The sequence below is a fragment of the Paenibacillus sp. FSL P2-0089 genome (genome assembly GCF_038595095.1).
Lineage (GTDB): Bacteria > Bacillota > Bacilli > Paenibacillales > Paenibacillaceae > Paenibacillus_AQ > Paenibacillus_AQ silagei.
Window position 1 is genome coordinate 4,608,825 of sequence record NZ_CP152006.1, and the last position, 13,018, is coordinate 4,621,842.

The following is a 13,018-nucleotide window of genomic DNA, read 5'->3' on the forward strand; positions in this document are numbered from 1 at the left end:
ACAACCCCGCGGGCTATAATTTATTACTTGCTCTGTGAGAGATCCGGGCGAAGCCGCTGGGCTTCATTCAGATACACATGACGGATATCGCGCTGGGATTTGTCGGTGTTCACCTGCACCATCAGGCGGATGCAATTCGGCAGGCTGCCCTTCACAGGGATCTCCACGGAACACATCAGCGGAACCATCTCCCAGCCTTCAATCTCACGGATCGCCCGTGCCGGGAAGGTTGCATCCAGATCAGCAGTCATCGTAATCCACACACTGCAGATATCCTCTGCGATCACATCATTGCGCTCCACAATTTCCCTCAGCAGGATCACCGTTTCACGTAAAATTTCCGTCTCTTCATTCTGGGTTACGGTCGTTGCACCGCGTATGCCCCGGTTCACCATGGGCTCCCCTCCTTCTTAAGCTGGGCTATGACTTCTGAGACATCGCTTGCCTGCACATCACTGATGATACTTACTTCACCAATGGCCTCCGGCACGATAAAAGTCATTCGGCCTTCCTTGAATTTCTTGTCATGCATCATCGCTTCCATCAGTTCTTCCCCGCTGTATTGCGAAGGAAGCCGGGTAGGCAGCGACAAGGCGGTGAGCATGGACACTGTGTCCTCGTAGATCTGTCTGTCCCGGCCCAGCTTCGCTGCGAGCAGAGCAGATCCGGCCATCCCGATCGCAATCGCCTCTCCATGCAGGAAGGTACCATAGCCGCCGACAGCTTCAATGGCATGTCCGATGGTATGCCCCAGATTCAGAATCGCACGCTGTCCGTGCTCGCGTTCATCACCGCCGATGACCTCCGCCTTGATGGCACAGCCGCGTTCCAGCGCATATCCCAGCGCCTCGGGGTCCAGTGCCAGCAGCTTGTCTGCATGCCCTTGGCACCAGTAAGCGAACTCACGGTCCAGAATCAGCCCGTGCTTGACCACCTCAGCCAGGCCTGAAGCGACCTGCCGGGGTGGAAGCGTAGCTAAGGTGTCCAGATCATATAACACCATAGATGGCTGATAAAAGGCGCCCAGCATATTCTTGGCCAGCGGATGGTTAACGGCCACCTTGCCGCCTACACTGCTGTCATGGGCGAGTATGGTCGTTGGAATCTGCATGAACCCGATTCCCCGCATATAAGATGCAGCAACGAAGCCGGCCAGATCGCCAACGACTCCCCCGCCAAGCGCCAGCACGGCTGAGCTGCGGTCCAGACCTCCTTGAATCGCTGTGGTAATGACTTCTTCATAGACGGCTAGTGACTTCGAAGCTTCACCCGCCTGAATGACATGGCTGACCACCGTATATCCGCTGCTGCGGAGGGAAGTCTCCACCTGCTCCAGATAACGCGGCGCTACTTCGGTATCACTGACCACCAGCAGCGGGCTGCGCTGCGCGAATCCGGCTTCGGTGCAGCGTTCGCCGATACTCTGCAGCAGACCGCTGCCGATATAAATCGGATAAGAACGTTCCCCTAAGTCAACAGTAATGCTGCGCATCTTAGTAGCTCTCCAGCTGAGCCAGGTAATTATTGTAGTTCGCGCGGATCTCTTCCAGAGAGTCACCGCCGAATTTATCCAGGAACGCCTTGGCAATCTCCCAGGCTACTACACTCTCCAGTACGACACAAGCTGCCGGAACGGCACAGGCGTCTGAGCGCTCCACCTGGGCTGTGAACGGCTCCTTTGTGTCGATATCCACACTCTGCAGCGGTTTGTACAACGTCGGGATCGGCTTCATTACCCCTCTGACGACCACCGGCATTCCATTGGTCATTCCGCCTTCGAACCCGCCCAGCCGGTTGCTCGCCCGGAAGTAACCCTGTGAGGCTTCATACATAATCTCATCATGGACCTTTGAGCCGCGCAGCTTCCCGGCTTCGAAGCCGATCCCGATCTCCACGCCCTTGAAGGCATTGATCGACATCACGGCTCCGGCGATGGCACCATCCAGCTTGCGGTCGGACTGTACATAACTGCCAAGGCCAATAGGCAGACCTTCGACAATACATTCCACAATCCCGCCAATGGAGTCGCCTTCTTCCTTGATCTTGTCTATGTAAGCCTCCATCTTCTGCTCCGTCTCCTTGTCCACTACCCGCACAGAGGATTCTTCAGTCCGGGCAATCAGCTCATCGATAGGCAGATCGTTAGCCGGTGCTTCAATCTCTCCGATCCGGACGACTTGTCCGGCAATCTTCACTCCGAAGGCTGCAAGCAGCTGACGGGCTACTCCGCCTACGGCTACTCTTGCTGCCGTCTCACGGGCGCTGGAGCGCTCGAGCACGTTACGCAGATCGGTATGATTATACTTAAGTCCGCCGTTCAGGTCCGCATGACCGGGACGCGGACGGTTCACCCGGCGCTTCTCTTCATCACTGCCCGGAATTGGCTCAATGTTCATAATGTTCTTCCAGTGTGTCCAGTCCTTGTTCTCCACAATGAGCGCTACAGGAGCTCCGGTAGTATAGCCGTGGCGTACACCGCCGGCAATCTGGGCAGTATCCTTCTCAATCTGCATCCGGCGTCCGCGGCCGTAGCCCTTCTGTCTCCGGTGCAGCTGGAAATTAAGCTCTTCAAAGTCAAGTGTCAAATTACTGGGCAATCCCTCAATAATGGCTGTAAGCTGGGGGCCGTGCGTCTCCCCCGCTGTTAAATAGCGTAAACTCATGCTGCGTTCCCCCTTCACACTTTTGGACTGTAAACCGCTAAAATGTTAAATGTCTTTGCTTATTATAGTATAGGCTCTCCGCTTTGACAAGAAAGCAATAGCCCGGCCCGCTGCTTATATTTGAACAAAACAAGCGCCGCTCCTGCTCTTTCGAGTAGAAGCGGCGCTGCTGTGCTCCCCCGTTCAGGAGCCTGTCTCCAGACTCTCGCTGCCTGGTACCGGAAGGCGGCCGCCGGTTCTGCCCTCTTCCGCAGTAAGCAGGCTCTGGAGCTGCAGCTCCTCGATGCCGAGAATCTGCCCGCATTCGCGGACGGTGAGGAATCCCCGCCGGTAGGCGGTGATGACCTTGCTTTTGTCCATCTGGGTTAACGACCTTTCACTTGGCGTTAGGTTTCTTCCTACTTCCCAGTATCACTGAAAAGCGCCTAAAGTATACCCTGCACCAAGGGAGACTCCACCAGACTACGACTATTTCTTGCGGTAAAAGAAGGTTTCGGTCGACTCGAAGCCATACTGCGCCGGTGTGAAGATCTGCTCCGTGCTGCCCACGAACAGATAGCCCCCGGGCCGCAGACTGGCCGAGAATTTGTGATACAGCTTATTCTTGGCTTCTTCGGTGAAGTAGATCATGACATTGCGGCAGATAATCAGATCGAAGCCTTCGTCGAATTTATCCAGCAGCAGATTCTGCTTGCGGAAATCGATATTCTTCTTCAGTCCTTCACTGACCTTGAAGACCGGGCCTTCCGGTGTAAAATACCGGTCTGCCACATCTTTAGGCACATCCTTCAAGGAGCGCTCCAGATAGATCCCCTGCTTCGCTTTGGCCAGCGCCCCGTCATCAATATCTGTAGCCAGAATGCCGGTCTGGGCCAGAATATTCTTGTCCGAGAGAATCATCGCCAGCGTATAAGGCTCTTCTCCCGTTGAACAGGCGGCACTCCATAGCTTCAGTCTGCGGCCGGAGCGCTGAAGATCCGGCAGAATCACATCCCTCAGCACTTCCCAGCGGTTCGGATTCCGCCAGAATTCGGAGACATTGATGGTCATGCGGTCCAGGAACTCATAGAACAGAGCCTTGTCCTTCATCATTGCCGCATAGAACTCGTTAAAGGTATTGTAGCCGTTCTTCATACGGAGCGTCGTCAGACGCCGCTTCATCTGTGCTTCCTTATACTGCGCAAGGTCAATGCCTGTGCTTTGTTTGATATTATGAATAAATCCGGTGTAATCAGGGTCCGGGGTTAATGAGGATTCTTCACGTTCAGCCATAATAATCTCCTGTCTCCTGCCCGGATGCTTACATCCAGGCCGCGATGTCTTTATGATACTGTGCCAGCTCATCCGGAGCGAAGAAATTGGCGATCTCACGTGCTGCACTGTCCGGTGAGTCCGATCCGTGGATCAGATTAAGCGGAGTATGGCTGGCATAATCCCCGCGGATGGTGCCCGGCAGGGCCTCACCGACTTTGGTTTTGCCGATCAGGAGACGGGATAATGCGATGACATCATCGCCTTCCCACACCATGGCGAACACAGGGCCGGAGGTAATGAAGCTTACCAGCTCCGGGAAAAAATCCTTGCCGTCATGCTCCGCATAATGCTTCTTGGCCTGCTCCTCAGTAACGGTAATCAGCTTGGCAGCGACCAGCTTGAATCCCTTGTCTTCCAGGCGGGCGACGATGCGTCCGATTAGTCCGCGCTGTACACCATCCGGTTTGATCATCAGATACGTTTGTTCCATAGAGTCACTCTCCAATTTCCCTTATTCTAAATGAATGGGCTGTTTATGGTCTGATATTATCAGAAACCCCGGCATCTGTGAACGTAAATTTGCAGATAATTTCTTATATTTTCAATAAGCCCGGCCTGTTACGAAAAAGGCGATATCGCGCAAATTGCGCTTGGTCCGGTTGCTTGGCAGCTGCTCCAGCGCATCCAGCGCCTTGGCGATATAGCGGGAAGCCAGCTCCTCCGCACGGGAAATCCCGTCGCCGGAGAGAATCAGATCAATAGCGCGTCCGACCCCTCTGTTCCCTTCACGAATCGCTTCAAGCTCTTCCAGCAGGCGGCCGCGGAGCCGCTCATCCTGCAGACTGTAGATGACAGGCAGAGTGATATTCCCCTGCCGCATATCGCTTCCGGGCGGCTTGCCAATTTGCTTCTCCGTTCCGGAGAGATCGAGCAGATCATCACGGATTTGAAACGCCATCCCAACGTTATATCCGTAATTGTAGAGGAGCCTGGCAGTACCCGGCTCCGCATCTGCAGCCAGAGCGCCAAGCTGACAGCTGACGGCAATCAGCAGCGCTGTCTTACGGCGGATTCTCCGCAGATAATGGCGCACGCTCTGTCCGCTGTTGAAGAAGTCGCGGATCTGCTCCATCTCTCCGATGGACATCTCTACCATGGCTTTGGAGAGAATCTGATGAATCAGGGGATTTTTCAGCCCTGAAGTCATCACGAGTGCCTTGGCATAAATATAGTCGCCGGTGTACATGGCGATCTTGTCGCCCCATTTCGCCTTGACGGTAGGCTCTCCCCGCCGGAGCTCCGCATCGTCAATGACATCATCGTGGACCAGTGAGGCGCTGTGAATCAGCTCCAGCGGAATCGCGACGCGCTTCAGCTTATCGAGATCATAGGTCCCGAATTTGCCGCCCATCAGAACGAATACCGGCCGGAGCCGCTTGCCCCCAGCTCTCAGCAGATGCAGCGAGGTCTCGCTCAGCAGGTCATCATCCCCCTGGACACTGCGGTACAGCTCTTTCTCAATCTGATCCATATCTTTGTTCAGCAAGCCGAATATTTGCAGTCGCTTCATTCTTTCACCCGTGTCAGCAGATTGTGGCTCCAAAGCTCCATCTTCACTTCCTGCGGCAGCAGGCCCATTTCATAGGCATAGCGGAAATAGAGGTTCAGACCTTCCTGCTGCCTTTCCCCAAAGTCATAACATAAATTACGGAAGTAATCTCTCCAATAGGAGGCCGTGCCCCCGATCGTGCAGCAGGCTTCGTGAATTACCGGTCCCAGCTCATTCAGGCCGCGTCTCTTGCTCCGCTCGAAGGCTTCAGCAATCTCGGCAATGGCCTCAGGATTCAGGGCTGCAGCCCTGCGGTTGACCGCCCACACAGCAAAGGTCATACTGTGGCCCGTCCATTCCTTCCACAACTCGCCCAGATCCGTTACTTCATAGCCCTGATCCTGCCAGGAGGCGCGGATGGCATGGTCTCCGATCAGGAGCCCGGCATCCGCCTGCTGCATCATAGTGTTCAGATCGGGATCGCTGCTAATGTACTCCGGACTAGTGCCTAAGGCCTTGTGCATCAGGATCTTCAGCAGATTGACCGAGGTAGCCGAAGTATTCGTCACGGCTATCGTTCCGCTGCCAAGCTGCTGTAACGGCTTTTTGGAGAAAAGAAATATTGACCTCACCGGACCGTCCGCGCTGACGGACAGACCGGGCAGCAGCAGCAGCCGGTCGCTGGCCGCTGCATAAGCAAAGGAGGATAAAGCCCCAACATGAATATCTCCTGCTGCCATGCCCCGGTTAAGCACAGCAGGCACCTCACTCACCATTTCAGCAGGAAAGCTTAAAGAAGAGGGATCGAAATAATGATAGACCGGCCATGAATTGGTATAGCTGATTTTGCCGATGACGGTGTGTTCCAGGTCTGTCACCCTTCATCCCCCCATCTGCGAAATAAAGTATGCTCAATCCCGAAGCTGTCGAGCACCTTGCCCACCATGAAATTGACCAGATCATCCATGGTGGCAGGACCGTAATAGAACGCCGGCATTGCCGGAATCAGCTTGACGCCCATCCGCGACAGCTTCAGCATATTCTCCAGGTGAATCGCATGCAGCGGTGTCTCCCGGGGCACCAGAACGAGCGGACGGCCCTCCTTCAGCATGACATCCGCTGCCCGTGTCATCAGATTGTCCGAGCTGCCATGTGCTACAGCAGACAGTGTTCCCATCGAGCAGGGCATAATAATCATCCCCTCTGTCCGGTAGGAGCCACTGGCAATCGAAGCGCCTATATCCTGTACCGGGTGATACAGAAGAGAACCGGGATAGCTGCCGAACTGCTCATACAGCAGTCCTTCCCGGTCAGTTACGGCATAACCCAGCTCCTCCTTGAAGACACGCCAGCCTGCATTACTGACAACCAGATGTACTGTATAACCGAGGGACAGCAGGGTCTCTGTCAGCCGGATGCCGTAGATCGCCCCGCTCGCACCGGTAATGCCAACCACGAAGTTCTTAGGCTTAAGTTCGGTCATTTGTAGAACTGCACCACCAGGTCAATCAGAGTAAAGGAAAAGACCACAATGCTAAGTACACCGTTCATGGTGAAGAAGGCGGTCTGCAGCTTGCTTAGATCACCCGGAGACACAATGTAGTGCTCATAGAACAGAATAATATAAGCAATCACCATGCCGGCCACATACCACCAGCTCAGTTCCGTGATGAACAAGAGAGAGATGAAGCCCAGGGCTGTCAGCAGATGAAAGACCTTGGCAATCCCCAGCGCACGGGCCACCCCGAAGCGCACCGGAATCGAATACAGTCCTTCCTTGCGGTCGAAGTCCACATCCTGGCAGGAGTAGATGATATCAAAGCCTGCTGTCCAGAATACGATCGTGAAATAGAAGATCATAGCAGTCAAGTCCACTGTTCCTGTAACCGCAACCCAGCCGCCGAGAGGCGCAAGGGCAATGGTGAGCCCGAGAATCAGGTGACAGGCCCAGGTGAAGCGTTTGGTGAAGGAATAGAGGACCAGCAGAAAAACAGCAATCGGCAGCAGCTTCGCTGACAGCGGATTGAGCTTGAAGGCTGCCCAGAACAGCAAAAAGAACGAGAACGCGATGAACAGCGTTACCTCTCCAACCTTCAGTAATCCTGCCGGAATGGCTCTGCCCGCTGTCCGCGGATTCTTCGCATCACTGATCCGGTCGATCAGCCGGTTAAGCCCCATAGCCGCGCTGCGTGCGCCGAACATAGCAACAACCACCCATCCGATCTGGCTCCAGGAGGGCAGTTCCCCAAACATAACTACTGAACCCAGCAAGGCCCCCATAAAGGCAAAAGGTAAAGCAAAAACCGTGTGTTCGAATTTAATCATTTGTAGAAAAATACCGATTTTCTTAAACATTACAGTTCTCCTTGAGTCCAAGATGTAACGCCGCGATGCCACCGTTCAAGGGGAACGATTCCACTTTTGTAAGACCGGTATCCCGGAAGATCTCCTCTAATTGCTTCCTGTCCGGGAAGAGTGCCAGTGATTCAGGAAGCCATTTATATTGCTCATACCGCTTGGCGAACAGCCTGCCGAGCAGAGGAAGCACACGCTGGAAATAAAAATAATAAATACCTTTGAACGGCTGCTTCATCGGCTTCGACAGCTCCAGGCAGACCACCATACCGCCGGGCTTCACCACGCGCTTCATCTCATTCAGCACCTGTACGGGATCAGGCACATTACGAAGTCCAAAGCCAATCGTGGCGTAATCGAAGGAATTATCACCGAACGGCAGCTCCATCGCATTCCCTTGAATCAGGGAGATGCGGTCCTGCAATCCGCGCGCTTCCACCTTACGCCGTCCCACCTCCAGCATGCCTGCGCTGAAGTCCAGTCCCATGACATTTCCGGTCTCGCTCGCATCCGCGAGGGCAATGCTCCAATCACAGGTACCGCAGCACAGGTCTACTGCCGAGTCCCCGCGCTTCATGCCCATCTTGCGCATGGTGAACTTCCGCCAGGCCTTATGACGCCGGAAGCTCAGAATATCATTCATCAGATCATACTTGCCGGCAATGCTCTCAAATACCGAATGGACAAACTGCTCCTTCGGCTTGTCGCCCTGCCCACCTGTTACGGTAACTTTATCTACTGTCATTCTCTAACCCTCCACGGCAGCTTGTCCGGAAATTTTCATTTGCAGAAGCAGGCGGTCCAGTGCAGCTCTAAGCTGACCCGCCAGATCCTCGTCCCTGATCCCCTGCAATAACGACTGAATGGACGCGAGCGAGCTATGCAGCTTGTCCGTCAGCAGCGTATCGCATTTGCATCTCAGCTTCAGCTTCTGCCAATCCTTGGGGTCCAGAGTCTGCCCCTTAAGCTGCTGACGCTCCTCTTCGGTCGCCGACTCCATCACCTTCCAGTAAGCATAGCCCTCCAGCGCACTTGCCGGAGCTGTCCCCCGGCGCAATTCCAGGGCTGCTGTCTCACACTGGCTGAATTCGGCGAGCAGCTTCTGCCAGATATCTCTAAGGGACTCTTCAATCATCGGTGTAAAAGAAAGAAACAGCCGCATATTGAGCTGTACCGTGTGCTTCAAGTATTGTTCGGCCGGGACAAGCGTTCCGCTCATCTTGCCGTAAAGATTGGCCTTCATCACATTGAAATCAGCGATAGCTGCGCTGAGTGTGCCAACCATTTCAACCTGACCGTGTCTCGCGAGCAGATGGTAGAACCAGCTGCTGAAATAATCACCGGCCAGAACCTTCAGCTGGCGGGTGCGCATCATATCGCCGCCGGGCTCTTCATGATTCCGGTCAATGCTCTCATGGGTATCCAGTCCAAGCTGGACGAGTCCGGTCACCAGGGTGAACAGCTCTGCCTGCTGGAATTCTGCCCCCCGGCCCCTGCTGAGAAAAATATATAACAAATGACCCCGCCCGTCTGAGAACGGCGGCAGTTCCGTATGCCGCTGAATCATATCGTAGTCGGTGTAGGGTTTAGCCAGTTGCGGTATGCGGTACGGTTTCATTTTAGCCTCCGAAGCCATTGACGTTTGTCAAACTCATTGTTCACAATCTTGTCTATTATATCACATGTTTTTTTGTCACGCACGGGTGAAGCCTTCTAGTTTCAATTACCCGGTTCAGGGATAAATGAACTGCTTTTTCCACAGCTCGCTTTCGCTAATGCGGAAGCCGTTCTTCAGCGAATCGGGAAGAGGCGAATTGCCTGCGTTCTCCAGCGCCTCCTGCAGCAGGGGGCTCCACTCGCTGCGGCGGATATCACCGGCAAGGAGCAGGCGGCGGGTATCCAGCCACCTATCCTCTGCCACCACACGCAGCAGCAGCTGGTCTACGTTCGAAGTCTCCTGAATCGCGAACCCGATAGCCAGAGCCATGTTGCGGTACAGCTCCTGCGGTTCGTGGGCATCACCGTTCACCTTGAGATCCATAGACAATACCCCGTTCTCCCAGCCTGCCTTGTCAATCATCAGACTGAAGGGGATCTCACTGAGCGCATCTACCAGATTGTCATTCTCCAGTACCAGGCCATCCGGGCCTATCGTCTGTACTGCGCTATAGTTACTCTGGGCAGTTATAACGTTGCCGGCCAGTTGCGGCAGCAGCATGGTAGTAGCTGCACTAAGCAGCAACGCCGTTCCGATCAGCCAGCTCCGGTTCATAACATGCCTCCCTACTCATAGTTTCCGCTGCTATGCAGGATTATACGGCACCGCAGAGCGGCCCATATCTAGTTATATTTTGAAAAAAAGCAGGCTATGCCTGCTTTTCAGCTTTCACTCTCTAATTGTCCGTGTTTGCTCCAGATTTCAGCCTTGCCGCGGATTTTCATTGCTGAGGTGTGATCGGTGAATTGGGCAATGAGCACCTCGCCTTTGTCCAGCTTCTCCGTATGGTGAAACCGTGTGTCCAGCCCTCTGGTCAGCCCGATGACCTGAACACCGTTCTCCTTGGCCTTGACTACGATATAGTCGCTGCCGGACGGTGCAGGATTCACTTCATTCTTCTTCTCAGTCATTGTAATCCTCCTCAAAGTTTATGAGCCTCTCTCAAAAACAAATGCCGCCCTGGAAGGCGGCATCGTTGGTATTCAAGGACTATGGGGCAGATATGTAGAAATCTTTATTTGATTCCGTCTTTCAGCGCTTTACCGGGTTTGAAAGCCGGTACTTTGCTTGAAGGAATTTCGATTTCTTCACCAGTCTGCGGGTTGCGGCCTTTACGTGCGGAACGTTCGCGCACTTCAAAGTTTCCGAAGCCAACCAGTTGAACCTTATCGCCGCTTTGCAGTGCACCTGTGATAGCTTCAAAAACAGCATCTACCGCTTTCGTAGCGTCTTTTTTGGGAAGTTCAGTTGCTTCTGTAACTACGTTGATCAAATCTGATTTATTCATGTCTTCTCACCTCCCTGGTTAAAAGTTCCGGTATCATACACTCTTTCCGTTTCAACGTAAAATATACGTGATAATCCCGTTTAATGCTAGAAACTGGCACCTCTCTTCTAGAAGCGCAACAAACTTATAGTAATACAGCCCAACCATAATATCAAGGCGTTCCTCAAAAAAGGAGCAGAAAGTAGCAGGTTTCCCTTCATTCCGCTGCAATTGCGCAGTCTATTACTACCAGTTATGCCGTAAAAGCGGAAGCTTTCCAGGGAGAATTCCCCTTTTTCACTCTAGCAGCGAAAGGGCCCGGAAAGAGCAAAAGAGCGGGAAAAGCTCCCGCTCCAAAGGACAAGCCTATTTCATTTAGAGGATGATGGCGATCAGGCCGCCTGAACCTTCGTTGATAATCCGGCCCAGCGTTTCCTGCAGCTTGTAGCGGGCATTGTCCGGCATCATCGCGATCTTGCCCTGAATGCCCTCACGGACTATGGAATGCAGGGACCGGCCGAAGATATCGGATTCCCAGATTTTGATCGGGTCATTCTCAAAGTCCTGCATCAGGTAGCGCACCAGCTCTTCACTCTGCTTCTCTGTACCGATAATCGGCGAGAACTCCGACTCGACATCCACCCGGATCATATGGATCGACGGCGCCGTAGCCTTCAGCCGGACTCCGAAGCGGGAGCCTTGGCGGATCAGCTCAGGCTCATCCAGCGCCATCTCGGCCAGAGAAGGTGCGGCGATGCCATACCCCGTGGTCTTAACCATTTCCAGCGCTTCCGAGAAGCGGTCATATTCGCGCTTGGCGTGGGAGAAGTCCTGCATCAGCTGGAGCAGGTGATCCTTGCCGCGAATCTCGACCCCGACTACCTCCATCAGCACCTGATCATACAACTCTTCGGGAGCGTAGAGGTCAATCTCGGCTACCCCCTGGCCCATGTTCATGCCGCTGAGGCCTGCCCGGTCGATGAAATCATATTCGGTAAACTGGGAGACCAGGCGGTCCACATCGCGCAGACGACGGATATCCTTCACGGTATCACGGACAGAATTCTCATAGCTGCTGCGCAGCCAGTGATTCTCGCCCAGCACCATCACCCAGCTCGGTAGGTTAACATTAACTTCATGTACAGGGAATTCATACAGTACTTCGCGCAGGACACCAGTCACATCGTCCTCGGTCATATTCGCAGCGCTGAGCGTCATCACCGGAATATCATATTTGAGGGCAAGCTCACTGCGGAGCTGCTGGACTTCCTCACTGCGCGGCCGGGTGGAGTTGATGACCAGCACGAACGGCTTGCCGACCTCCTTCAGCTCTGCGATCACGCGCTCTTCGGAATCGACATACGAGCTCCGTGGAATCTCGGCAATCGTACCGTCGGTAGTCACTACCACACCCAGAGTCGAGTGCTCCTGAATGACCTTGCGTGTCCCGATTTCAGCCGCTTCCTGGAAAGGAATCGGTTCCTCGAACCATGGGGTCGAGATCATCCGCGGACCATTCTCATCCTCATACCCTTTTGCGCCTTCCACTGCATAGCCTACACAATCGACCAGCCGGACGTTAACCTCCAGGCCTTCGGCCACCTTAATCTGCACCGCATTGTTGGGTACGAATTTAGGCTCGGTAGTCATAATAGTTTTGCCTGCCGCACTTTGCGGCAGCTCATCGACCGCTCTTACCCGGTCTGCTTCACTCGTGATGTTCGGCAGAACAATCGTTTCCATGAAGCGCTTGATGAATGTCGATTTCCCCGTGCGAACCGCGCCGACGACGCCAAGATAAATGTCTCCGCCGGTACGCTCGGCAATGTCCTTGAAAATATCCACTTTTTCCAAAAGAGATCCCCTCCTCATATTACTCCGAAGAAAAAATGCCTGAAGAGCATCGACTTCGCGTTCCGCCGGCAAACTGACCCTTGCAGGACAACCACCGGACTAAGCTTTGCCCGCCCGAAGCCTAGCTTACTTGCCTGAGGCGAAGCAAGGTTGCCCCGCGCTAAACTCCGAATGCTCGGACATGCATTTGGACTAGTATCATCATATGTATCCGTAACGGATTTATGACCAGCGTCCGCGCATTTTTGCATCTGAAATTTCGTATACCCGCTCTAGCTCGCCACTGCGTCAAGACACCCGGAAGTCTTCTCATCAAGTCTATGAGGGCGGCTTGCGGCCTAGAACTACTATCCATTCTG

General features: G+C 53.9%; 16 protein-coding genes. All 16 read right to left on the reverse strand.

The features are described 5' to 3' along the window. Window positions 1-23: 23 nt before the first annotated feature. Window positions 24-395 carry a chorismate mutase gene (aroH, locus tag NST69_RS19340; RefSeq protein ID WP_076079179.1) on the reverse strand — a complete coding sequence of 124 codons (372 nt, stop codon included), beginning with the start codon at window positions 393-395 and terminating at the stop codon, window positions 24-26. Beyond that, window positions 389-1,492, reverse strand: coding sequence for a 3-dehydroquinate synthase (aroB, locus tag NST69_RS19345; RefSeq protein ID WP_340979732.1), 1,104 nt, complete (start codon window positions 1,490-1,492; stop codon window positions 389-391). The genes aroH and aroB overlap by 7 nt, the downstream gene beginning before the upstream one ends. 1 nt (window position 1,493) lies before the next feature. Continuing rightward, a complete protein-coding gene (aroC, locus tag NST69_RS19350; protein WP_342546934.1) occupies window positions 1,494-2,663 on the reverse strand; it encodes a chorismate synthase in 1,170 nt (389 codons plus the stop codon). Between the two features lie 183 nt (window positions 2,664-2,846). Continuing rightward, window positions 2,847-3,023: a hypothetical protein gene (locus NST69_RS19355; RefSeq protein ID WP_342546936.1), complete on the reverse strand. Its 177-nt coding sequence runs from the start codon at window positions 3,021-3,023 to the stop codon at window positions 2,847-2,849. Window positions 3,024-3,131: 108 nt separating this feature from the next. Beyond that, window positions 3,132-3,935 (reverse strand): protein-glutamate O-methyltransferase CheR, encoded by an 804-nt coding sequence (locus NST69_RS19360; RefSeq protein WP_036727302.1) that lies wholly within the window; start codon window positions 3,933-3,935, stop codon window positions 3,132-3,134. Between the two features lie 28 nt (window positions 3,936-3,963). Then, window positions 3,964-4,407: a nucleoside-diphosphate kinase gene (gene ndk, locus NST69_RS19365; protein ID WP_036727303.1), complete on the reverse strand. Its 444-nt coding sequence runs from the start codon at window positions 4,405-4,407 to the stop codon at window positions 3,964-3,966. A 111-nt stretch (window positions 4,408-4,518) separates the two neighbouring features. Next, window positions 4,519-5,487, reverse strand: coding sequence for a polyprenyl synthetase family protein (locus tag NST69_RS19370; protein WP_076079176.1), 969 nt, complete (start codon window positions 5,485-5,487; stop codon window positions 4,519-4,521). Continuing rightward, window positions 5,484-6,344 carry a menaquinone biosynthesis protein gene (locus NST69_RS19375; RefSeq protein ID WP_209870000.1) on the reverse strand — a complete coding sequence of 287 codons (861 nt, stop codon included), beginning with the start codon at window positions 6,342-6,344 and terminating at the stop codon, window positions 5,484-5,486. The genes NST69_RS19370 and NST69_RS19375 overlap by 4 nt, the downstream gene beginning before the upstream one ends. Beyond that, a complete protein-coding gene (locus NST69_RS19380) occupies window positions 6,341-6,949 on the reverse strand; it encodes a flavin prenyltransferase UbiX (RefSeq protein ID WP_342546939.1) in 609 nt (202 codons plus the stop codon). The genes NST69_RS19375 and NST69_RS19380 overlap by 4 nt, the downstream gene beginning before the upstream one ends. Then, window positions 6,946-7,821 (reverse strand): UbiA-like polyprenyltransferase, encoded by an 876-nt coding sequence (locus tag NST69_RS19385; RefSeq protein ID WP_036727311.1) that lies wholly within the window; start codon window positions 7,819-7,821, stop codon window positions 6,946-6,948. Before NST69_RS19385 ends, NST69_RS19380 begins: the two co-directional genes overlap by 4 nt. Beyond that, window positions 7,814-8,566, reverse strand: a complete 753-nt coding sequence (locus tag NST69_RS19390; RefSeq protein ID WP_036727313.1) for a demethylmenaquinone methyltransferase — start codon at window positions 8,564-8,566, stop codon at window positions 7,814-7,816. Before NST69_RS19390 ends, NST69_RS19385 begins: the two co-directional genes overlap by 8 nt. Before the next feature lie 3 nt (window positions 8,567-8,569). Then, on the reverse strand, window positions 8,570-9,439 hold the full coding sequence (locus NST69_RS19395) for a heptaprenyl diphosphate synthase component 1 (RefSeq protein WP_342546940.1): 870 nt from the start codon (window positions 9,437-9,439) through the stop codon (window positions 8,570-8,572). A gap of 114 nt (window positions 9,440-9,553) precedes the next feature. Further along, entirely contained in the window at window positions 9,554-10,093 is a 540-nt protein-coding gene (locus tag NST69_RS19400; RefSeq protein WP_340951656.1) for a hypothetical protein, read from the reverse strand. Window positions 10,094-10,200: 107 nt separating this feature from the next. Beyond that, complete coding sequence (gene mtrB, locus NST69_RS19405; RefSeq protein WP_051478165.1) at window positions 10,201-10,449, reverse strand: trp RNA-binding attenuation protein MtrB; 249 nt, start codon at window positions 10,447-10,449, stop codon at window positions 10,201-10,203. A gap of 104 nt (window positions 10,450-10,553) precedes the next feature. Next, the gene (locus NST69_RS19410) at window positions 10,554-10,826 is read right to left on the reverse strand and encodes an HU family DNA-binding protein (protein WP_019909963.1); all 273 of its coding nucleotides are present in this window, start codon (window positions 10,824-10,826) and stop codon (window positions 10,554-10,556) included. Window positions 10,827-11,180: 354 nt separating this feature from the next. Continuing rightward, the gene (gene spoIVA, locus NST69_RS19415; RefSeq protein ID WP_036727319.1) at window positions 11,181-12,659 is read right to left on the reverse strand and encodes a stage IV sporulation protein A; all 1,479 of its coding nucleotides are present in this window, start codon (window positions 12,657-12,659) and stop codon (window positions 11,181-11,183) included. Window positions 12,660-13,018: the final 359 nt, after the last annotated feature.